Source organism: Bradyrhizobium sp. USDA 4538 (assembly GCF_024171045.1).
Taxonomy (GTDB): domain Bacteria; phylum Pseudomonadota; class Alphaproteobacteria; order Rhizobiales; family Xanthobacteraceae; genus Bradyrhizobium; species Bradyrhizobium australafricanum.
Genome location: NZ_JALJZE010000001.1, coordinates 2681782 through 2702928 on the forward strand (window position 1 = coordinate 2681782; position 21147 = coordinate 2702928).

Below are 21147 nucleotides of genomic sequence, written 5' to 3' on the forward strand. Positions count from 1 at the left end.
CGCTCTTCCGGATCATGCGTCAGTCCTCGTCGCCATTGCCGCCGAACAGGCCGAATTGCGAGGGATCGCGGTTCGGCTCGGCGAGACCGAGATGACGGAAAGCATGCGAGGTCAGGAGCCGGCCACGCGGAGTACGCTGCAGATAGCCGCACTGGATCAGATAGGGCTCGATGATGTCCTCGATCGCATCGCGCGGCTCCGACAGCGCCGCCGCCATGGTCTCGACGCCGACCGGCCCGCCGCCATAGTTCAACGCGATGGTGGTGAGATAGCGCCGGTCCATCGCGTCTAACCCGACGCTGTCCACCTCGAGCGCGCTCAACGCCCGGTCAGCGATGCCGCGGTCGACGGAATCGGCGTCCGCCGCGGAGGCAAAGTCGCGCACCCGGCGCAGCAGGCGGCCGGCGATGCGCGGCGTGCCGCGGGCGCGGCGCGCGATCTCATTTGCGCCATCAGGACTCATGCCGATATTGAGCACGCGGGCGCCGCGGGTGACGATCTTCTCGAGCTCTTCCTCGGTGTAGAAATTGAGCCGGATCGGAATGCCGAAGCGGTCGCGCAAGGGATTGGTGAGCAGCCCCGCACGCGTCGTCGCGCCGACCAGCGTGAATTTCGACAATTCGATTTTTACAGAACGCGCCGCCGGACCTTCGCCGATGATCAGGTCGAGCTGGAAATCCTCCATCGCGGGATAGAGCACTTCCTCGACCGCCGGGCTGAGGCGATGGATCTCGTCGATGAACAGCACGTCGCGTTCTTCGAGATTGGTCAGCAGCGCCGCGAGATCGCCGGCCTTCGCAATGACAGGGCCGGAGGTGGCACGAAAGCCAACGCCGAGCTCACGCGCGACGATCTGCGCCAGCGTGGTCTTGCCGAGGCCGGGGGGACCGACGAACAGCACGTGATCGAGCGCCTCGCCGCGTTTCTTCGCAGCCTCGATGAAGATCGAGAGATTCTTGCGCGCCTGGGCCTGACCGACGAACTCCGTCAGCGACTGCGGCCGCAGCGCGGTGTCACCGACATCGTCGGAGCGGCGTTCAGGCGAGACCATGCGCGAGGGCGTATTCATGATGCGAGACTAACACGAGATTGTTCTCCCTCTCCCCGCTCTTGCGGGGAGAGGGTTGGGGTGAGGGGCTCCTTCCGCGAGCGCAATGTGTGTCGAGACCTGTACCCCCTCACCCGGATCGCATCTGCGATGCGATCCGACCTCTCCCCGCAAGCGGGGCGAGGTGAAGAACAGAGGCGCTCCAATCCACTGATCACTTCGACAGTTCCTTCAACCCCAGCCGGATCAGCTGCGCGGTCTCGGCCTTCTCACCGGCGCTGCGCGAGGCGGCGGCGATGGCGGCGGCGGCCTGCGGCTGGCCGTAGCCGAGATTGACCAGCGCCGAGATCGCGTCGGTGACCGGACGCGGCGCGCGGTTGTTGTCGATTGCGCCCGAGAGCTGCACCACCGCGGGATCGACATCGGCAAAGCCCGGCGCCTTGTCCCTCAATTCGCTGACGATGCGCTCGGCGACCTTCGGCCCGACCCCCGGCGTCCGCGCCACCGCCGCCTTGTCGCGCAGCGCGATGGCGTTGGCGAGATCGGTCGGCGGCAGCGTGCCGAGCACCGCGAGCGCGACCTTGGCGCCGACCCCCTGCACCGTCTGCAGCAGGCGAAACCATTCGCGCTCGTGATCGCTGCGAAAGCCGAACAGTTTGATCTGATCCTCGCGGACATAGGTCTCGATCGAGAGCACGGCGGCGCCGCCTGGCGACGGCAACGCCTGCAATGTGCGGCCCGCGCAGTGCACCTGATAGCCGACGCCGCCGACGTCGAGGATCACGTAATCCTCGCCATAGGAATCGATCAGGCCCTTCAGCTTGCCGATCATAGGCTCGCCACCCTGAGCCGCAGCGCGGTGCTCTGGCGGTGATGGGCGTGGGTGATCGCGACCGCGAGCGCGTCCGCGGCGTCGGCGGACGGCGGCTCGGCTTTCGGCAGCAGGATCTTCAGCATCACCTGGATCTGGTTCTTCTCGGCATGTCCGGCGCCGACCACGGTCTTCTTGACCTGGTTCGGCGCGTATTCGGCGACCGAGATACCGAACATTGCGGGCGCCAGCATGGCGACGCCGCGCGCCTGGCCGAGCTTCAGGGTGGCAACGCCGTCCTTGTTGACGAAGGTCTGCTCGACCGCCGCCTCCGCAGGCTTGTAATCGCCGAGCACGGCGGCCAGCCCCTCATGGATTGCAAGCAGCCGGCTCGCCAGCGGCAGATCGTCCGGCGGCTCGACCGAACCGCAGGCGATATAGACGAGACGATTGCCTTCGGTCTCGATCACCCCCCAGCCGGTGCGGCGGAGACCCGGATCGATACCGATGATGCGGACGGGGGAGCGAATCGGCTGGGATGTCATGGGGTAGTGATACCGCCTGCGCCGGGAGAACGAAACACAAACGGAGCCTCATACCCGGGAAAGCACAGCACCCGCAATCGTCATGCGCGGGCTTGACCCGCGCATTCATCGATCAGAGAAGCCTTTGCTTTCGATGGATTGCCGGGTCAAGCCCGGCAATGACAAAGCAAACTACCCGCCCATCTTCGCGATCAGCGCGTCGGACACCTCGAAATTGGCGAACACGTTCTGCACGTCGTCGTGCTCGTTGAGCAGGTCCATCAGCTTCAGCAGTTTTTCGCCGGTCTCGTCATCGACCGCGACGGTGTTCTGCGGTTTCCAGGTCAGCGCCGCCTTGCGCGGCTCGCCGAACTTCGCTTCCAGCGCTTTTGCGACTTCGCGGAAAGTGTCCTGCGAGGCGTAGACCTCGTGGCCGCCTTCGCTGGAGACCACGTCGTCGGCGCCGGCCTCGATCGCGGCGTCCAGCATGGCGTCGTCGGAGGCGACCTTGGCGTCGTATTCGATGATGCCGGTGCGGTCGAACATGAAGGCGACCGAGCCGGTTTCGCCGAGATTGCCGCCCGACTTGGTGAAGAAGGAGCGGATATCGGAAGCGGCGCGGTTGCGGTTGTCGGTCAGCGCCTCGACGATGACGGCGACGCCGCCGGGGCCATAACCCTCGTAGCGGATCTCGTCATAGTTCTCGCCCTCATTGCCCGCGGCCTTCTTGATGGCACGGTCGATATTGTCCTTGGGCATGTTCTCGGCGCGGGCCGCGACCACGGCGGCGCGCAGCCGCGGATTCATCGCCGGGTCCGGGGTGCCGAGCTTGGCCGCCACGGTGATTTCGCGGGCCAGCTTGCCGAAAAGCTTCGACTTCTGGGCATCCTGCCGGCCCTTGCGGTGCATGATGTTCTTGAATTGGGAATGGCCGGCCATGCGACGTCTCTTCGGAGCTTAGGGTCTGAACAGGAATGGAAAACGCGGCCTTATAGGCCCCTCACGGTCAAAATCAAAGGATCGGCGGGGCCTTCCGGCGGAGGAATACTACCGCAAGCCGGAATATGAGGCACTTGTTAACCATGATTTCATGCCCGGATGCGAGGATCGCCCCGTCCCGCCGCAACTTTCCACAGCCCCAAAGAGCCCACATGGCGTTCGGTTTGTTTCGAAAGCAAGTGCCGGAGCCGGCTGCGCCGGCCGTCGCGCCGCAGGTTCCAACCGCGGCCGCAACCCCTGAGGTCTCGGCCGAGACTGATTCGGCCAAGGATTCCTCCAAGGAGATCCTGGAATTGCTGGAACTCGAGCTCGGCGCGATGATCCGCCAGCTCGAACGCGCCGCGAGCTCGGTCGCCGACGGCGCCGAGGCGACGGCAGCCAAGCTCGCCACCATCCGCGCCCGCACCGACGCGCTGACCGGCCGCAGCAGCGATGCACAGAGCACCGCGACGACGTTCTCGCAAGCCGCCGACCGTTTCACCCACTCCGCCGAGGGCATCGGGGCACAGGTGCGCAGCGCGAGCCAGCTCGCCGACGACGCCGCGGCCGCGGCGCGCGAGGCCACCGCCAACGTCGATCGCCTGCGCGAGTCTTCAGCCGCGATCGGCAACGTCGTCAATCTGATCGCGCAGATCGCGCGGCAAACCACGCTGCTCGCGCTGAACTCGACGATCGAGGCGGCGCGCGCCGGTGCCGCCGGCAAGGGCTTTGCGGTGGTCGCAACCGAGGTCAAGGCGCTGGCGGTGCAGACCCAGAGCGCGACCGAGGAGATCACCCGCAAGATCGAGGCGTTGCAGAAGGACGCCACCGGATCGGCCGACGCGGTGCACCGCATCTCCCAGGCGATCGAAAAGATCCGCCCGGTGTTCGAGAACGTCAACGGCGCGGTCGCCGAGCAGAATGAAATCACCGGCGAGATGGGGCAGAACGCCGCCTCCGCCTCGCACTTCATCGTCTCGGTCGGCACCAGCGCCGGCGAGATCGACTCGGCAACGCGCGAAGCCGCCGCGCATGGCGACAATGTCGCCAAGGCCGGCAAGGCGGTGACTGCGTTCGCGCAGAAGCTGAAAGCGCGCTGCGCGGTGCTGCTGCGCCAGGACGAGCGCGGCGATCCGCGCAAGAACGAGCGCCTGCCTTGCAGCCTCAAGATCGAGATCACGACCACGCGCGGCATCGTCACCGCACCGGTCTACGAGATCGCGATGGACGGCATTTTGATCGGCGGCGCCGATGCCGAGAAGCTGCCGGCGCAAGAGACACTGAACGCGACATTGCCGGAGATCGGCGCGTGCCGGATCCGGATCGGCGAGCGCTCCAAGGCAGGCAGCCAGGCCCGCTTCGAGGCGGCAACGGCCGAGCTGCGCGAAAAAATCGAAGACCGGATGTGGGCGATCCACGAGGAGAACGCCGAGCTCGTCACCCGCGCGATCGAAGCCGGCAGCACGCTGAGCAAGATGTTCGAGAACGGGCTGGCGAGCGGCGCGATTACAATCGCCGACATGTTCGACACCGACTATGTCGAGATCGCAGGCACCAACCCGGTGCAGTACCGCACCAAAATGCTGGACTGGGCGGAGCGCACGCTGCCGGCGTTCCAGGACGCATTCCTCGCCAGGGACAAGCGAATGGCATTCTGCGTGATGATCGACCAGAACGGCTATCTGCCCGTCCACAACAAGCTCTACTCGCAGCCGCAGCGGCCGGGCGACGTGGCATACAACACCGCCAACAGCCGCAACCGCCGCATCTTCAACGACGCCGCGGGCCTCGCCGCCGGCCGCAACCAGCGCGCCTATCTGATCCAGACCTATGCGCGCGACATGGGAGGCGGCAACACGGTGATGATGCGCGAGATCGACGTACCGATCCGCGTGCGCGGCCGGCACTGGGGCGGGTTCCGCACCGCCTACAAGCTTTGAACGCTTCGTAGCCCGGATGCAGCGAAGCGTAATCCGGGATGCATGTTTCCACGGGCAGGAGTCCCGGATTTCGCTGCGCTGCATCCGGGCTACACAGTGCGCGCTCAGGCAAGACCGGCAGCGCGAATCACGCTTTAGGGTTGGAATGGGGAATGCTGCGGCGGCCGACAGGCCGCTGTAACGGAGGAAGCGTCGACATGTCGGCCGCGCAGCTTGCAGTTCTGGATACGTCATCGGACCGAACGCTGGCCGAGCGGCTGGTGGACCAGCTCGCCGACCGCATCGGCGGCCTCGGGGTCGAACTCGCCGACATCGCCGGCAACGTCCAGGAAGTCGCGAACCGCGTCAGCAGCCAGTCCGAGCGCTTCCATCATTTGCAGACGACGGCCGAGACGATGGTCGCCGCCAATCACGACATCGCCAACGCATCACAGGCGGTGCAAACGACCGCATCCGCCGCGGTCGGCCAGATCGCGGAGTCCCGCCATGTGGTCGAGACGGCGGTCAGCCATATCGCGGAGCTCGTCGCGGCGGTCGGACGGATCGAGGCGCGGCTCGCCGCGGTCGGCTCCGCGCTGAGCCAGGTCGCCAAGGTTTCCGGTTCGATCGAGGCGATCGCCAAGCAGACCAATCTGCTGGCGCTCAACGCCACCATCGAGGCGGCGCGCGCCGGCAATGCCGGCCGCGGCTTTGCCGTGGTCGCGAGCGAGGTCAAGAACCTTGCGGAAGCAACCCGCCAGGCGACACATCAGATTTCCGACACCGTGCGCGATCTCGACGGCCAGATCGGCAGCCTGATCGGCGAGAGCAGCGATGCCTCGTTGCGCGCCAAAAGCGCCGGCGAAGGCGCACAGCAGATTTCGGGCATCATCATGCGCGTGCAGGAAGGCTTTTCATCCGTCGGCGCCGAGATCGGCAGCGTGGCGCGCGCCGCGACCTCCAATCTCGGCCATTGCGACAGTGTGATCGCGGAGCTGAACGAGCTGGCCAAGGGCGTCGATCTCTCCTCGCGCGACCTCAAGCACGCCGACAGCCGCGTCGCGAAACTGCTCGAGCTCTCCGAGAGCCTGATCGTGACCATCGCCGACAGCGGCGTGGAGACCAGTGACACGCCGCTGATCCGCGTCGTGATCGACACCGCAAGGCAGATCTCGGAGCTGTTCGAGAATGCCGTGGCGCGCGGCGAGATCACGCTCGCGCAATTGATGGACGAGAATTATCGCGAGATCGCCGGCACCAATCCGAAGCAGTACCTGACCGACTACGTCGCGTTTACCGATCGCGTGCTGCCCGCGATCCAGGACCCGATCCAGAAGAGCGATCCGCGCATCGTGTTCTGCGTCGCCTGGGCGCGCAGCGGCTATCTGCCGACCCACAATCCGAACTACCGACAGCCTCAGGGGCCGGACCCGGTGTGGAACAACGCCAATTGCCGCAACCGCCGCCTTTTCAACGACCGCGCGGTGAGCAAGGTCGCGGCCAACACAAAACCGTTCCTGCTGCAGACCTATCGCCGCGACATGGGCGGCGGCAATTTCGTGCTGATGAAGGACCTGTCATCGCCGATCGTCGTGAACGGCCGCCACTGGGGCGCATTCCGGATGGGTTTTCGGCAGGGCTGACGGCAGCTCCGTAGCCCGGATGGAGCGAAGCGTAATCCGGGACCGGTCGTGCAACCTTTCAGAACCAAGGATTACGCTTCGCTTCATCCGGGGCTACGTTTCCTCGCTAGGTCCAAAACCCCGGCACCGCAGGCTCGAGCCGCCCGCCGGCGCGCACCGGCGCGACCTTCACCGCAAGCCCGGTTGCATCGTCGGTCTCGACCGCGATACCGCTCAGTGTCGCCACCCCGCCCGCCGGCTCGAAACGACCGGAGGGAATGCCGGTGAGGAAGCGCTGCAGCGGCTCCTCCTTCTGCATGCCGATCACCGAGTCATAGTCGCCGGTCATGCCGGCATCGCTCATATAGGCGGTGCCGCCCGGCAGCACCTGATGATCAGCGGTCGGCACATGGGTATGGGTGCCGACCACGAGGCTGACGCGGCCGTCGCAGAAGAAGCCGATGCCCTGCTTCTCGCTGGTCGCCTCGGCATGGAAATCGAGCACGATGGCGTCACAGCCCTCGCGCAGCGGGCAGGCCTCGAGCTCGCGCTCGATGGCGCTGAACGGATCGTTCGAGGACGGCTCCATGAAGACGCGGCCGATCGCGTTGAGGACCAGCGCGCGCTTGCCGCTCTTGGTATCGACCAGCGTGGCGCCGCGGCCGGGCGAATGGCGCGGAAAATTCAGCGGGCGGATCAGGCGCGGCGCGCGCTCGATGAAGACCAGCGCCTCCTTCTGATTCCAGGCGTGGTTGCCGAGCGTGATCGCATCGGCGCCGGCGTCGAGCAGCTCCTGATAGATCGCCTCGGTGATGCCGAAGCCGCCGGCGGAATTCTCGCCATTGACGACCACGAGATCGAGCGACCAGTCCCTGATCATGCCGGGAAGGTGGTCGGCGATGGCGGTGCGGCCGGTCCTGCCGACGACGTCACCAACGAAGAGAATTCGCAAGGCTAGCTACTCCGGAAATCGAACGTCTTGCGCTCCGTTAGCACAAAATCGAGCGGGACGTCGTGCGACAGCGCCGGAATCGCCTTGGTTTCCTGTGCAGCAAAGGCAAGTCCGACCCCGATCACATGCTTGGCCTTGCGCAGATGCGCGAAGGTATAGTCGTAATAACCGGCGCCGTAGCCGATGCGGTGACCGAGCTTGTCGAATGCCGCGAGCGGCACCAGCATCACGTCCGGATGCACCTCGGCGGCGGCCGGCGACGGCTCGGGAATGCCGAGCGGCCCGAGCATCAGCCGGTCCTGCGGCGACCAGCTGCGGAAGGTCAGCGACTGGCCGCGCGCATTGATGCAGGGCAGCGCGAGCCGCGCGCCCCTGTCGGCAAGCTTCTTCATCAACGGCGCCGGATCGAGCTCGCTGCGGATCGGCGCATAGCCCGAGACGATCATGCCCGGCGCGATCTCGAACGGCGCGCCGCGCTTGGCGAGCGCTTCGGCAGCCGTCGCGCGCTGCTCGTCGCTCAGCGCATCGCGCTTGGCGAGAGCAAGTGCCCGGAGCTCGGCCTTCGATGGAGATGCGTGCATGATCCATCTTCCGCTGTCGTCGTCCGCGACAACGGACGATCCATCATCCCAGAGACGCTAGCTTTCGTTAAGGCCAGGCCGCGGCGCGCTGGACGACCCGTATCGCGGGGCACAACACTGCTAGACAATTCAACCGCCGCAGCGCGACGACAAGGCAACAGCAAAAATCAGTGCGAAGCCGCAGAGGCCGTTGGAGCGCTCGATCCCGGAGTTCCCTACGAAAGTAGGTGGGCACCATATGTCCGGGTCCACGGACCCGGCCAGGGACAGTTCCCTAAAGGATCGATAAGGCCCCGGGGATATATGGCTCCTGACGCACGACGCAGCTTCGCGGGGGCTAATCTAGCCATCGTTGCCCCAATCCGCCAGCGGTAAGGAAGACGCAGCCGAGACTCATGCACTTCTCTCCACCCTCCCCTGGAGGGGGAGGGTCGGTACGCATGAAGCGTAGCGGAATGCGAACCGGGGTGGGGTGATCTCTCAACGCGGGCACTGCGCGTGTGGAAAGACCGTCACCCCACCTCGCCGCTCATTCATGAGCGTCGATCCTCCCCCTCCAGGGGAGGATAAGATCACCCGATCGCGATGCCGCCGCCGACAGTGCGGTTGAGCACCTGCGTGGTGCGCTCGATCCGCTCCGCGGCGGCGTTGAGCGCGTTGGAAACCGCGGTCTGGGTCGCGCGGGCGCGGTCGATGGCGGCGACGCGCGCATTGCGCAGCTGCTCGACCTCTTCCTCGAGGCTGCGGATGCGTGCGCTGGCGTCAACCAGTTCGTCGCAGGCGGTGAGCGCCGCCATCACCGTCAGCCGCGCATCGCCGATTTCGCCGAACTTGCCGCGCAGCGATTCCACGCGCTGCTGGAGATTTTCCGCGAGCTTTAGGAGCCGCACCTCCTGGCCCTCCTCGCAGGCCATCCGGTATTGCCGGCCATTGATGGTGACGTTGATGTGGCTCATCTGCTGTCTCCGCCGTCGAGCACGGCGCGAATGCTGCCGATTGCCGCGTCGAGTTTTTCCGCGATCTCGCGATTGGCGCGCTCGAGCTTGCGCGTCTTCACCAGCGATCCGTCGAGCTCGTCGGCAAGCCTGGAGCGATCGGCGCCGAGCGCCTGGATGCGGCTCGCCAATTCGTTCTCGTCGCGGTCGGCCTCGCGGCGCCGCTCCACCGAGCTTTCCAGCGCATCAAGCGCTGCCATCAGCCGCTTGGTCGCAGCATCGATATCGGCAAGCGGTGCCTCGGTATTGCCAGACCCGTTGGCGAGACGATCACTCATGACACGCGGCGTGGACCTTTCAAGTCGGTTGGCCTTGGTAGCCTGCGGAAGACAGGCCTGCCGCACGGCAAAACTGGCGGTTCGGCAAGCGTTTACGGGACGAAATTTACGTGGCAAGCGAGCCCAGCGCAACGGCGGCGCAGAACTATGCACCGTTGAATGAAATAGGGCGATTTCGGGCCACTTTTCCCCGTTTTGAGGTGTTTCATCGCCTTGGACTTGCGGAATTGAGGTGCTAATCCACCCCCAACCCGTAAGGCCATCCACGCGCGTATCGCGGCTGCCCGCCCCGATCCGTCCAGCAATCAGCTCCTCATTTTAGGCGGACTTTTCATCATGACGCAGGTCGATCACACCCGTATGGCCAATGCGATCCGTGGCCTTGCCATGGACGCCGTCGAGAAGGCTAATTCCGGCCATCCCGGCCTGCCGATGGGCGCCGCCGACGTCGCGACCGTCCTGTTCACAAAATTCCTGAAATTCGATGCGGCCGACACGGCGTGGCCCGATCGCGACCGCTTCGTGCTCTCGGCCGGCCATGGCTCGATGCTGCTCTATTCGTTGCTGTACCTCACCGGCAACAAGGACATGACGCTCGACCAGCTCAAGCATTTCCGCCAGCTCGGATCGCTGACACCGGGACACCCGGAGAACTTCCACACCAGGGGCATCGAGACCACCACCGGTCCGCTCGGCCAGGGCATCGCGACCGCGGTCGGCATGGCGCTCGCCGAGAAGATGCTGGCCGCCGAGTTCGGCAAGAAGATCGTCAACCACCACACCTATGTGCTCGCCTCCGACGGCGACCTGATGGAGGGCATCTCGCAGGAAGCGATCGCGCTCGCCGGTGTCTGGCGGCTCAACAAGATGATCGTGCTGTACGACGACAACGGCATCTCGATCGACGGCCCGACCTCGATCTCCGATTCCGTCGATCAGGTGAAGCGCTTCAAGTCCGCAGGTTGGGCCGCCGAATTGATCGACGGCCACGATCCGCAGGCGATCGCCGCTGCAATCACCCGCGCGCAGAAATCCAACAAGCCCTCGATGATCGCCTGCAAGACCACGATCGGTTACGGCGCGCCGCACAAGGCCGGCACCGCCAAGGCGCATGGCGAGGCGCTCGGCGCCGACGAGCTCAAGGCGGCCAAGGAGAAGCTCGGCATCTCGCTCGAGCCGTTCTCGGTGCCCGACGATGTGCTGAAGGCCTGGCGCGAGGCAGGCGCCCGCGGCGCCGCCGAGCACAAGGCTTGGGACGAGCAGTTCGCGCAGCTCGGCAGCCGCAAGCGCGCCGAGTTCGAACGCCGCGTTCGCCACGAGCGGCCGCAGTCGCTCGCCAAGGGGCTGCGCGCCTTCAAGAAGGGGCTTCTGGAAAATCCGCTCAACGTCGCGACCCGCAAATCGTCGGAAGCCGCGATCGAGGTGATTGCGGCTGCGATGCCGATGGAATTCGTCGCCGGCTCCGCCGACCTCACCGGCTCCAACAACAACAAGGCGAAGTCGGCGACGGCGTTCGGTGCCAAGACGCCGAAGGGCCGCTTCATCCATTACGGCGTCCGCGAGCACGGCATGGCGGCGTGCCTCAACGGCATCTTCCTGCATGGCGGCTTCGCGCCGAACGGCGCCACCTTCCTCGTGTTCACCGACTACGCGCGCGGCGCGATGCGGCTGTCGGCGCTGATGGGCACCGGCGTCGTCTATGTCATGACCCATGACTCGATCGGCCTCGGCGAGGACGGCCCGACGCACCAGCCGGTCGAGCATCTCTCCGCGCTCCGCGCGATGCCCAACATGCGCGTGTTCCGTCCCTGTGACGCGGTCGAGACCGCCGAGTGCTGGGAACTGGCGCTCAACCGCGTCGACGGACCGACGGTGCTGGCGCTGACCCGCCAGAACCTGCCGCAGCTCCGCACCACGGCGCCGAACGACAACCCGTGCAGCCACGGCGCCTATGAGCTGGTCGCGGCGCAGGGTGACGCAAAAGTGTCATTGTTCGCGTCGGGTTCCGAGGTCCAGATCGCGGTCGAGGCGCAGAAGCAGCTCGCCGGACGCGGCATCGCGACGCGGGTGGTCTCGGTCCCGTCGCTGGAATTGCTGCTGGCACAGCCCGCCGAGCGGCAAAATGCCATTATCGGCAACGCCCCGGTCAAGATCGCGATCGAGGCCGCGGTGCGCTGGGGCTGGGATGCCGTGATCGGCCATGACGGCGAATTCATCGGCATGCACGGATTCGGCGCCAGCGCCCCGGCGAAGGACCTTTTCCCGCATTTCGGCATTACTGCTGAAGCCGTCGTTAACGCTGCCACGAAGCGCGTCTGACGCTGGCCTGACACCTGTCGGCCAAGGTTGAGCTTGTCGCAAAAAAGGATTACCTAAGCTCCATCTTTTCCGTACGCGCCCGGCCGAACCGGGCGTTCCGCCGTAAAAACCTCGTGGGAGCGCTCCCGCGGGGCTGACAACAGCATTAGAGGAGACGAGCATGGCAATCCGCGTCGCGATCAACGGGTTTGGGCGTATCGGCCGCAACATTCTGCGCGCCATCGCCGAGTCCGGCCGCAAGGACATCGAGGTGGTCGGCATCAACGACCTCGGCCCGGTCGAGACCAACGCACACCTGCTGCGCTTCGATTCCGTGCACGGCCGCTTCCCCGGCACCGTCACGGTCGACGGCGACACGATCAGCCTCGGCGACAACAAGATCAAGGTTTCGGCCGAGCGCGATCCCTCCAAGCTGCCGTGGAAGGCGCTCGGCGTCGACGTCGCGCTGGAATGCACCGGCATCTTCACCGCGAAGGACAAGGCTTCGGCCCACCTCACCGCCGGCGCCAAGCGCGTGCTGGTGTCTGCGCCCGCCGACGGTGCTGACGCCACCATCGTCTACGGCGTCAACCACGACACGCTGACCAAGGATCACCTGGTGATCTCGAACGGCTCCTGCACCACCAACTGCCTCGCGCCGGTCGCCAAGGTCCTGAACGACACCGTCGGCATCGAGACCGGCTTCATGACCACGATCCATGCCTATACCGGCGACCAGCCGACGCTCGACACCCTGCACAAGGATCTCTATCGCGGCCGCGCTGCGGCGATGTCGATGATCCCGACCTCGACCGGTGCCGCGAAGGCGATCGGCCTCGTGCTGCCCGAGCTGAAGGGCAAGCTCGACGGCGTCTCGGTCCGCGTTCCGACCCCGAACGTTTCCGTGATCGACCTCAAGATCGTCGCCAAGCGCGCAACCGACGTCAAGGAGATCAACGAGGCGATGAAGCGTGCGTCCGAGCAGCAGCTCAAGGGCATCCTCGGCTACACCAACGCGCCGAACGTCTCGATCGACTTCAACCACGATCCGCACTCGTCGACCTTCCACATGGACCAGACCAAGGTGCAGAACGGCAACTTCGTGCGCGTGATGTCCTGGTACGACAATGAGTGGGGCTTCTCGAACCGTATGGCGGACACCGCCGTCGCGATCGGCAAGCTGGTTTAAGTTCGACTGTTCGCGATGCTCGGCTCACCGCCGGGCATCTGCGTGTTTGCCGCTCCGTCATTCCGGGATGGTCCGCAGGACCAGACCCGGAATCTCGAGATTCCCCGATGCGCAATTGCGCATCTGAGGTTCGATGCTCCGCATCGCCCCGGAATGACCCCAGGAGTTCGACACCCCCCATGACAAAATCGTTCCGCACCCTCGACGACGTCAACGTGAAGGGCAAGCGCGTGCTGCTGCGCGTCGACCTCAACGTCCCCATGGAAAATGGCCGCGTCACCGACGCCACCCGGCTCGAGCGCGTGGCCCCCACCATCACCGAAATATCCGACAAGGGCGGCAAGGTGATCCTGCTGGCCCATTTCGGCCGCCCCAAGGGACGCGATCCCAAGGAATCGCTGAAGCCGGTCGCGGAAGCGCTGTCGAAAGTGATCAAGCGCCCGGTGGCCTTCGCCGAGGACTGCATCGGCGAGCCCGCGGCCGCCGCTGTCGGGGCCCTCAAGGACGGCGACATCCTCTGCCTGGAAAACACGCGTTTCCATAAGGAGGAAGAGAAGAACGACGCCGGCTTCGTTGCAGAGCTCGCCAAGCTCGGCGACATCTGGGTCAACGACGCCTTCTCCGCCGCGCATCGCGCCCACGCCTCGACCGAAGGCCTCGGCCACAAGCTGCCGGCCTATGCCGGCCGCACCATGCAGGCCGAGCTCGACGCGCTCGGCAAGGCGCTGGAAGCGCCGACCAAGCCGGTGATCGCGATCATCGGCGGCGCCAAGGTCTCGACCAAGATCGACCTCTTGGAAAACCTCGTGAGCAAGGTCGACGCGCTGGTGATCGGCGGCGGCATGGCCAACACCTTCCTGCACGCGCAGGGCGTCGCCGTCGGCAAGTCGCTCGCCGAAAAGGATCTTGCCCCGACCGCGCTGCGGATCATGGAGAAGGCCAACGCGGCCAATTGCGCGATCATCCTCCCCGTCGACGCTGTCGTCGCCAACCAGTTTGCCGCCAACGCGCCGTCGCATGCCTATGGCCTCGATGCGATCCCGGCCGACGGCATGATCCTCGACGTCGGTCCGCAATCGATCGCGCGCATCCATGCCGCGATCGACGACGCGGCGACGCTGGTCTGGAACGGCCCGCTCGGCGCCTTCGAGCTGACGCCGTTCGACCGCGGCACCGTGGTATCGGCCAAACATGCCGCCGAACGCACCAAGGCCAGGAAGCTGATCTCGGTCGCCGGCGGCGGCGACACTGTCGCGGCGCTGAACCAGGCGGGCGTGGGCGGCGATTTTTCCTACGTCTCGACCGCGGGCGGCGCGTTTCTTGAATGGATGGAAGGCAAGCCGCTGCCGGGCGTCGAAGTTCTGAAAAACCGTTGGTCCAGAGCATGATCCGGAAAAGTGTGAAGCGGTTTTCCGAAGAGATCATGCTCAAACAAAGAGCAAAAGCGCGATGAAAATGAGCTCATCGCGCTTCACATCCGCGAACTTGCACTACAGGGAGAAATGGAATGGCTCGCATAACGTTGCGGCAACTGCTCGACCACGCGGCCGAGCATGATTACGGCGTACCTGCCTTCAACATCAACAACATGGAACAGGCGCTGTCGATCATGGCGGCAGCCTCCGAGGTCGACGCACCCGTCATCATCCAGGCTTCGCGCGGCGCGCGGTCCTACGCCAACGACGTCATGCTCAAGCATATGATGGACGCCGTCACCGAGATCTACCCGCAGATCCCGGTCTGCGTGCATCTCGACCACGGCAACGAGCCCGCCACCTGCATGACCGCGATCCAGGCCGGCTTCACCTCGGTCATGATGGACGGCTCACTGAAGGCCGACGGCAAGACCCCCGGCGACTGGGACTACAATGTCGGCGTCACCAAGACCGTGACCGGCATGGCCCATCTCGGCGGCATCTCGGTGGAAGGCGAGCTCGGCGTGCTCGGCTCGCTCGAGACCGGCATGGGCGACAAGGAAGACGGCCATGGCGCCGAGGGCAAGCTGTCGCACGACCAGCTGCTGACCAACCCGGACGAGGCCGTGAAGTTCGTCAAGGAAACCAAGGTCGACGCGCTGGCGATCGCGATGGGCACCTCGCACGGCGCCTACAAGTTCACCCGCAAGCCCGACGGCAACATCCTCGCCATGAACGTGATCGAGGAAATCCATCGCAAGCTGCCTAACACGCATCTGGTGATGCACGGCTCCTCGTCGGTGCCGCAGGAGCTGCAGGAGATCATCAACGCCAATGGCGGCAAGATGAAGCCGACCTGGGGCGTGCCGGTCGCCGAGATCCAGCGCGGCATCAAGAACGGCGTGCGCAAGATCAACATCGACACCGACAACCGGATGGCGATGACCGGCCAGATCCGCAAGGTGCTGAAGGACAATCCGGAAGAGTTCGATCCGCGCAAGTACCTGAAGCCCGCGATGGAGGCGATGACCAAGCTGTGCAAGCAGCGCCTGCAGGAGTTCAACACCGCGGGCCAGGCCAGCAAGATCAAGAAGGTGCTGACCACGGCCGAAATGGCCAAGCGTTACGCCGCGGGCCAGCTCGACCCCAAGGTCGCCTGACGTATCTCTCCCTCTCCCCGCCCTTCGCGGGGAGAGGGTTGGGGTGAGGGGCTGCTTCCACGAGCGACGAATGCGGTTAGACCTGTACCCCCTCACCCGGATTGCATCTAGCGATGCAATATAGCCGAAGCTCGACTTCGGCGTTCTTTGCCGACGGCCGCCGAAGGCGGCCTATGCCTCTCCCCGCAAGCGGGGCGAGGTGAACAGAACAAGCCAAATCTACGCGCGATCTCAGCCGCGACGAACGTTTTCTAGGCATTTGCCCGAGAACCGCCTATTTTGGTTTGCAAAGGCAATGGCTCTGGAGGACGCCCCGATGAACCTCTCCGACCTCAACAAAATCGCGCTTGCCATGGTCACCCCGGGCAAGGGCATTCTCGCCGCCGACGAATCCTCCGGCACCATCAAGAAGCGGTTCGACGCCATCAAGGTCGATTCGACCGAGGACAATCGCCGCGACTATCGCGAGATGCTGTTCCGCTCGCAGGAGGCGATGAGCAAATACATCTCCGGCGTCATCCTTTACGACGAGACGATCTGGCAGAATGCCAAGGACGGCACGCCGCTGGTCAAGCTGATCGAGCAGGCCGGCGCGATCCCCGGGATCAAGGTCGACGAGGGCACGCAGGCGCTGCCGAACTGCCCAGGCGAACTCGTCACCGTCGGCCTCGACAAGCTCGCCGAGCGGCTGAAGAAATATTACGAGCGCGGTGCGCGCTTTGCGAAGTGGCGCGCCGTGATCGATATCGGACCGCGAATCCCGACCCAGACCGCGATCCGTGCCAACGCCCATGCGCTGGCGCGCTACGCCGCGCTGTGCCAGGCCGCGCAGATCGTCCCGATCGTCGAGCCGGAAGTGCTGATGGACGGCGATCATGACATCGACCGCTGCTACGAGGTGACGCAGCGCGTGCTGAACCGCACCTTCCAGGAATTGCGGGTGCAGCGCGTCGCGCTCGAAGGCATGATCCTAAAGCCGAACATGGCGATCTCGGGCAAGAAGTGCCCGAAGCAGGCGCCGGTGCAGGAAGTCGCCGAGAAGACCATCCGCCTGCTCAAGAGCTGCGTGCCGGCCGCGGTGCCCGGCATCGCCTTCCTCTCCGGCGGCCAGAGCGACGAGGAAGCGACCGCGCATCTCGACGCCATGAACAAGATCGGCAATTTGCCCTGGCGGCTGACCTTCTCCTACGGCCGCGCGCTGCAGGCGGCGCCGCAGAAGGCGTGGTCCGGCAAGCCCGACAACGTCCCCGCGGGCCAGCGCGCCTTCTCGCATCGCGCCCGGATGAACGGGCTCGCGAGCACCGGCAATTGGGAAGCCGGCCTCGAGAAACAGGCGGCATAGTTGGCGACCAAGCCCGTTCCGCCGCGGCCGACGCCGCGCCTCTATCTGGCAACGCCGGCGGTCGATGAGCCTGCGCGGCTTGCGGCCGAGCTCACCGAGCTGCTTGCCGCGGCCGATGTCGCGGCCGTGCTGGTGCGGCTGCGCGAGAGCGATCCGCGCAGCATGATCTCCACCATCAAGGCGCTGGCGCCCGCGATCCAGAACGCCGGCGCGGCGCTGCTGATCGACGGTCATCCCGATATCGTGGCCCGCGCCGGCGCCGACGGCGCGCATCTGACCGGCGTCGCCGCGATGGAAGAGGCGGCGCCGGCGCTGAAACCCGACCGCATTGTCGGCGTCGGCGGACTCGCGACCCGCCACGATTCCATGGCCGCGGGCGAAGCCGGTGCCGACTATGTGCTGTTCGGCGAGCCCGACGCCAACGGACAGCGGCCCTCGCGCGAGGCCATCGCCGAGCGGCTGGAATGGTGGGACGAATTGTTCGAGCCGCCCTGCATCGGCTTTGCAACCTCGCGCGAGGAAGCCGAGACGTTCGCGGCGGCCGGCGCGGATTTCGTGCTGGTCGCAGACTCCATCTGGTCCGATCCGCGCGGCGCCAAGGCGGCGCTCGCCGAGATCGGCGACGCGATTGCGCGGGCGCATGCCGGCACATTCGGCAAGGCCAAGGCCGACGGAAAGGCCGAGGGATGACGCCGGAATGAAATGCCTGCGTCCGATAGGTGTTGCGCTCGGCTGCACGATGCTGGCGAGCGGCGCGATGGCGCAGCTCTCGATCACGCCGCCGGCACAGACGCCGCCCGCGAAGAAGGAGGCTCCGAAGCCGAAGGTGCATTCGCCGGTCGCGAAGAAGCCGGCGCCGAAGCCCGCCGCCTCAGCGACGCCGAAGCCTGCCGCATCTCCGACGCCCTCGCCGACCCCGACCCAGGCCGTCGACGATCCCAATGTCGACCTCGTCTACGGCGCCTATCAGCGCGGCATGTACAAGACCGCGTTCGATCTCGCGACCGCGCGCGCGCAGAACAACAACGATGCCAAGGCCATGACGATGCTGGGCGAGCTCTATGCCAATGGGCTCGGCGTCAAGCGCGACTACGTCAAGGCCGACGAGTGGTACAAGCGCGCCTCCGATGCCGGCGACCGCGAGGCGATGTTCGCGCTCGCCATGATGAAGATCGCGGGCCGCGGCGGCACGGTCGACAAGGATGCCGCGGTCAAGCTGCTGGCGTCGTCGGCCAAGCTCGGCGAGCCGAAAGCGGCCTATAATCTCGCGCTGCTCTATCTCGACGGCCAGACCCTGCCGCAGGACCTCCGCCGCTCCGCCGAGCTGTTGCGAATGGCCGCCGACGCCGGCAGCCCCGAGGCGCAATACGCGCTCGCGACCTTCTACAAGGAAGGCACCGGCGTGCCGAAGGACCTCGAGAAGGCGGCGCGGCTGCTGCAGGCGGCCTCGCTGGCCGACAATGTCGATGCCGAGGTCGAATATGCCATCGCCCTCTACAACGGCTCCGGCACCCCGCGGAACGTGCCGGCGGCGGTGGCGCTGCTGCGCAAGGCGGCCCGGCAGAACAGCGCGATCGCGCAAAACCGCCTCGCCCATGTGCTGGCGACCGGCGCCGGCGCCCCGGTGGACAAGGTCGAGGCGCTGAAATGGCACACGGTCGCCAAGACCGCCGGCAAGGGCGACCCCGATCTCGACGACATCCTCGCCGATATGAGCCCGGAAGACCGCGCCAAGGCCGAGGCAGCCGCGCGAAAATGGATCGGAAACAACGTCAAATGACGCCTTGACGGCGCCACTTCCAGAGGGCACCCAGTCCGGAGACTCGGGCGGCTAGGTCGCTCCCTCCTGATCCGTCATCCTGAGGTGCGCGAAAGCGCGTCTCGAAGGATGAACGGCCCGGTCCGGGGCCGTGCACCCTTCGAGGCTCGCTGCGCTCGCACCTCAGGATGACGGATTTGCGTGCGCCGCCTGATCGACTTTCACATTTCTCGGGTCACAAGTTCTCATCATGCTCTATTCCGCTCTCATCAATGTCATGGTCAAGGCCGCGCGCCGCGCCGGCCGCAGCCTCAAGCGCGACCTCGGCGAGATCGAACATCTCCAGGTGTCGCTGAAGGGGCCGGCAAACTTCGTCTCGCTCGCCGACAAGCGCGCCGAGGAGATGCTCTACACCGACCTCGAAAAGGCCCGGCCCGGCTACGGCTTCCTCGGCGAGGAAGGCGGCAAGCGCGAAGGCAGCGACAAGAGCCACACCTGGATCGTCGATCCCTTGGACGGCACCACCAACTTCCTGCACGGCATCCCGCAATTCGCGATCTCGATCGGGCTGAAGCGCGAGGACACCGTGATCGCCGGCGTGATCTACAATCCCGCCAATGACGAGCTCTACATCGCCGAGCGCGGCAAGGGCGCGTTCCTCAACGACCAGCGCCTGCGCGTCGCCGGCCGCCGCCAGCTCAACGAATGCGTTGTGGCCTGCGGCCTGCCGCATATCGGCCGCGGTAGTCACCAGCTGGCGCTGCAGGAGATGGCCGCGCTGCAGACCAAGGTCGCGGGCTTCCGCCGCTTCGGCGCCGCCTCGCTCGACCTCGCCTTTGTCGCTGCCGGCCGGCTCGACGGCTATTGGGAGCGCAATCTGCAGGCCTGGGACGTCGCGGCCGGCCTGCTGATGGTCCGCGAAGCCGGCGGCACCGTCTCCGGCATCCAGGGCAATGACGACCCGCTGCAGACCGGCCACATCGTCTGTGGCAACGAGTTCGTGCATGGCGAGCTGATCAAGATCCTGAAGCCGCTCGGGCAGTAACGCGACGGCGCGATTTAATCGTCATCATCCTCATCATCGTCGTCCTGCCCGTCACGAAATTCACCGCCGAGGGACAGGCCCTCGATGGTCGTGGCGCCCTTCGTCTTGATCACCCGGCGCAGCGGCACCGCGCTTTCGCTGCGCAGCGCTTCCATCAGAGGCTCCGAATGGGTGACGATCCAGATGTCGGCGCGGCGCGATGCCTTGGCGATCAGCCGGGCCAATGGCGCCAGCAGCGAGGGATGCAGGCTGGTCTCGGGCTCGTTCAGCGCGATGAACGGCGGCAGCCGATAGCCCATGAACACGGCGAGCAGGCAGATATACTTCAGCGTTCCATCGGATAGTTCGTGCGCCTTGAAGGGACGCGGCATGTCCTCCAGTTGCAACTGGAATTCACATAGCCCATTTTTTTCCCAAGCCCGCAGTTCGGCGCCCGGAAATGCGTCCTCGATCGCATCCTGCAGATCGCCGGCATCCTGCCTGATCGTGAACAGGGTTGCCAACACGGCAGCCAGATCGTGGCCATCGGCGCTCAGCGAAGGTGTCGTGATCGCGAGACACGGCTTTCGTATCGGCGACGCCGGATCGGTCCGGAAGTCGTGATAGAATCGCCAACTCAGCATTGCATTTCGGATCAGGTCGATCTCGGGACTTCCCTTACCATCCGAAAATCCGGCCAGCGCGGTTTCCGACGGCAGCACCGCATCCTTGTGCTGGCTCCAAGTGCCGTTCTCATCGCGGACACTGACGAGTGAGTTGGTGCGCTCCAACATCAGTATTGTCTTCTTGCCGTGGGTCGCCTCGATCGTTTCGGACTTGATCATCGGCTCACCGGGAAATGCCGCCACGACCGGGCTCGGGAATCCGAGCTCGATGGAATATCTGACGTGGTCGAGCCTCACGGCCAACCGCAGACGCGCATCGTCTCCGCGTCTGCGATGGCCGGACCAGAAGACGGAATTCAACCCGCCTTCGTCGGAGATCGTGCGCGTGATCCGGCCGGTCGCAGCATCCCGCAACAGCGACAGGGACTTGTAGAGATTGGATTTGCCGACGCCGTTCTCGCCGACGAACACGGACAGCGGCTGGATGGGCATGAAGAGCCGCCGGATCGAGCGATAATTCGAGATCGCAATATCGCTCGGCCGCATCGCATGCCCTCAATCCCCGGGTTGCCCAAACGCTTCCCGTTCAATCCAGAGCTGCAATCTGGATTGGTCGGCCTGCGAAA

The 21147-nt window shown here is 65.5% G+C and carries 19 protein-coding genes and 1 other RNA gene; 10 read left to right on the top strand and 10 right to left on the bottom strand.

The genetic code is table 11. From position 1 onward, the window contains the following. Positions 1-19: 19 nt before the first annotated feature. From ruvB to J2R78_RS11885, 4 genes are all read right to left on the bottom strand, one after another. The gene (ruvB, locus tag J2R78_RS11870; protein ID WP_253604533.1) at positions 20-1069 is read right to left on the bottom strand and encodes a Holliday junction branch migration DNA helicase RuvB; all 1050 of its coding nucleotides are present in this window, start codon (positions 1067-1069) and stop codon (positions 20-22) included. Positions 1070-1262: 193 nt separating this feature from the next. Next, positions 1263-1880, bottom strand: a complete 618-nt coding sequence (gene ruvA, locus J2R78_RS11875) for a Holliday junction branch migration protein RuvA (protein ID WP_253604535.1) — start codon at positions 1878-1880, stop codon at positions 1263-1265. Then, positions 1877-2404: a crossover junction endodeoxyribonuclease RuvC gene (gene ruvC, locus J2R78_RS11880; protein WP_028343970.1), complete on the bottom strand. Its 528-nt coding sequence runs from the start codon at positions 2402-2404 to the stop codon at positions 1877-1879. The genes ruvA and ruvC overlap by 4 nt, the downstream gene beginning before the upstream one ends. A 171-nt stretch (positions 2405-2575) precedes the next feature. Beyond that, positions 2576-3322 (bottom strand): YebC/PmpR family DNA-binding transcriptional regulator, encoded by a 747-nt coding sequence (locus J2R78_RS11885; protein ID WP_016842553.1) that lies wholly within the window; start codon positions 3320-3322, stop codon positions 2576-2578. Between the two features lie 212 nt (positions 3323-3534). Between J2R78_RS11885 and J2R78_RS11890 the strand changes: the two genes are divergently transcribed. Both J2R78_RS11890 and J2R78_RS11895 read left to right on the top strand, forming a co-directional pair. Then, on the top strand, positions 3535-5301 hold the full coding sequence (locus J2R78_RS11890) for a methyl-accepting chemotaxis protein (protein ID WP_253604538.1): 1767 nt from the start codon (positions 3535-3537) through the stop codon (positions 5299-5301). Between the two features lie 197 nt (positions 5302-5498). Further along, positions 5499-6923, top strand: a complete 1425-nt coding sequence (locus J2R78_RS11895) for a methyl-accepting chemotaxis protein (RefSeq protein ID WP_253604540.1) — start codon at positions 5499-5501, stop codon at positions 6921-6923. 106 nt (positions 6924-7029) lie between these two features. Here J2R78_RS11895 and J2R78_RS11900 read toward each other — a convergent pair whose 3' ends face one another. From J2R78_RS11900 to J2R78_RS11920, 5 genes are all read right to left on the bottom strand, one after another. After that, positions 7030-7854 carry a TIGR00282 family metallophosphoesterase gene (locus J2R78_RS11900; RefSeq protein ID WP_253604542.1) on the bottom strand — a complete coding sequence of 275 codons (825 nt, stop codon included), beginning with the start codon at positions 7852-7854 and terminating at the stop codon, positions 7030-7032. A 2-nt stretch (positions 7855-7856) separates the two neighbouring features. Beyond that, positions 7857-8435: a 5-formyltetrahydrofolate cyclo-ligase gene (locus J2R78_RS11905; protein ID WP_057016202.1), complete on the bottom strand. Its 579-nt coding sequence runs from the start codon at positions 8433-8435 to the stop codon at positions 7857-7859. Between the two features lie 171 nt (positions 8436-8606). Next, positions 8607-8767: non-coding RNA, 6S RNA (gene ssrS / locus J2R78_RS11910), on the bottom strand. A 240-nt stretch (positions 8768-9007) separates the two neighbouring features. Beyond that, complete coding sequence (locus J2R78_RS11915) at positions 9008-9391, bottom strand: cell division protein ZapA (protein ID WP_092087615.1); 384 nt, start codon at positions 9389-9391, stop codon at positions 9008-9010. Next, a complete protein-coding gene (locus J2R78_RS11920; protein WP_018269681.1) occupies positions 9388-9708 on the bottom strand; it encodes a DUF4164 domain-containing protein in 321 nt (106 codons plus the stop codon). Before J2R78_RS11920 ends, J2R78_RS11915 begins: the two co-directional genes overlap by 4 nt. Positions 9709-10044: 336 nt before the next feature. On the opposite strand from J2R78_RS11920, the gene tkt reads away from it, so the two are divergent. From tkt to J2R78_RS11960, 8 genes are all read left to right on the top strand, one after another. Then, a complete protein-coding gene (tkt, locus tag J2R78_RS11925; protein WP_253604545.1) occupies positions 10045-12027 on the top strand; it encodes a transketolase in 1983 nt (660 codons plus the stop codon). A gap of 160 nt (positions 12028-12187) precedes the next feature. Then, on the top strand, positions 12188-13195 hold the full coding sequence (gene gap / locus J2R78_RS11930; RefSeq protein ID WP_016842563.1) for a type I glyceraldehyde-3-phosphate dehydrogenase: 1008 nt from the start codon (positions 12188-12190) through the stop codon (positions 13193-13195). A gap of 179 nt (positions 13196-13374) precedes the next feature. After that, on the top strand, positions 13375-14583 hold the full coding sequence (locus J2R78_RS11935) for a phosphoglycerate kinase (protein ID WP_253604547.1): 1209 nt from the start codon (positions 13375-13377) through the stop codon (positions 14581-14583). 119 nt (positions 14584-14702) lie between these two features. Next, complete coding sequence (gene fba, locus J2R78_RS11940) at positions 14703-15770, top strand: class II fructose-bisphosphate aldolase (protein ID WP_057016199.1); 1068 nt, start codon at positions 14703-14705, stop codon at positions 15768-15770. A gap of 316 nt (positions 15771-16086) precedes the next feature. Then, positions 16087-17112, top strand: coding sequence for a class I fructose-bisphosphate aldolase (locus J2R78_RS11945; protein ID WP_076825042.1), 1026 nt, complete (start codon positions 16087-16089; stop codon positions 17110-17112). After that, positions 17113-17802: a thiamine phosphate synthase gene (locus J2R78_RS11950; protein ID WP_253604550.1), complete on the top strand. Its 690-nt coding sequence runs from the start codon at positions 17113-17115 to the stop codon at positions 17800-17802. A gap of 7 nt (positions 17803-17809) precedes the next feature. Beyond that, complete coding sequence (locus tag J2R78_RS11955; protein WP_253604552.1) at positions 17810-18892, top strand: tetratricopeptide repeat protein; 1083 nt, start codon at positions 17810-17812, stop codon at positions 18890-18892. Between the two features lie 229 nt (positions 18893-19121). Beyond that, positions 19122-19916, top strand: a complete 795-nt coding sequence (locus J2R78_RS11960; protein WP_225163992.1) for an inositol monophosphatase family protein — start codon at positions 19122-19124, stop codon at positions 19914-19916. 14 nt (positions 19917-19930) lie between these two features. On the opposite strand, the gene J2R78_RS11965 is transcribed toward J2R78_RS11960, so the two are convergent. Then, on the bottom strand, positions 19931-21067 hold the full coding sequence (locus J2R78_RS11965) for an AAA family ATPase (RefSeq protein WP_253604554.1): 1137 nt from the start codon (positions 21065-21067) through the stop codon (positions 19931-19933). Positions 21068-21147: the final 80 nt, after the last annotated feature.

Bases quoted from the DNA above. Each gene is read 5' to 3' on its own strand.
- fba (WP_057016199.1), top strand. From the start codon at position 14,703: ATGGCTCGCATAACGTTGCGGCAACTGCTCGACCACGCGGCCGAGCAT.
- J2R78_RS11965 (WP_253604554.1), bottom strand. From the start codon at position 21,067: ATGCGGCCGAGCGATATTGCGATCTCGAATTATCGCTCGATCCGGCGG.
- ruvB (WP_253604533.1), bottom strand. From the start codon at position 1,069: ATGAATACGCCCTCGCGCATGGTCTCGCCTGAACGCCGCTCCGACGAT.
- J2R78_RS11955 (WP_253604552.1), top strand. From the start codon at position 17,810: ATGAAATGCCTGCGTCCGATAGGTGTTGCGCTCGGCTGCACGATGCTG.
- J2R78_RS11945 (WP_076825042.1), top strand. From the start codon at position 16,087: ATGAACCTCTCCGACCTCAACAAAATCGCGCTTGCCATGGTCACCCCG.
- J2R78_RS11905 (WP_057016202.1), bottom strand. From the start codon at position 8,435: ATGCACGCATCTCCATCGAAGGCCGAGCTCCGGGCACTTGCTCTCGCC.
- J2R78_RS11890 (WP_253604538.1), top strand. From the start codon at position 3,535: ATGGCGTTCGGTTTGTTTCGAAAGCAAGTGCCGGAGCCGGCTGCGCCG.
- J2R78_RS11960 (WP_225163992.1), top strand. From the start codon at position 19,122: ATGCTCTATTCCGCTCTCATCAATGTCATGGTCAAGGCCGCGCGCCGC.
- gap (WP_016842563.1), top strand. From the start codon at position 12,188: ATGGCAATCCGCGTCGCGATCAACGGGTTTGGGCGTATCGGCCGCAAC.
- J2R78_RS11885 (WP_016842553.1), bottom strand. From the start codon at position 3,322: ATGGCCGGCCATTCCCAATTCAAGAACATCATGCACCGCAAGGGCCGG.
- J2R78_RS11935 (WP_253604547.1), top strand. From the start codon at position 13,375: ATGACAAAATCGTTCCGCACCCTCGACGACGTCAACGTGAAGGGCAAG.
- J2R78_RS11920 (WP_018269681.1), bottom strand. From the start codon at position 9,708: ATGAGTGATCGTCTCGCCAACGGGTCTGGCAATACCGAGGCACCGCTT.
- J2R78_RS11895 (WP_253604540.1), top strand. From the start codon at position 5,499: ATGTCGGCCGCGCAGCTTGCAGTTCTGGATACGTCATCGGACCGAACG.
- tkt (WP_253604545.1), top strand. From the start codon at position 10,045: ATGACGCAGGTCGATCACACCCGTATGGCCAATGCGATCCGTGGCCTT.
- ruvC (WP_028343970.1), bottom strand. From the start codon at position 2,404: ATGACATCCCAGCCGATTCGCTCCCCCGTCCGCATCATCGGTATCGAT.
- ruvA (WP_253604535.1), bottom strand. From the start codon at position 1,880: ATGATCGGCAAGCTGAAGGGCCTGATCGATTCCTATGGCGAGGATTAC.
- J2R78_RS11915 (WP_092087615.1), bottom strand. From the start codon at position 9,391: ATGAGCCACATCAACGTCACCATCAATGGCCGGCAATACCGGATGGCC.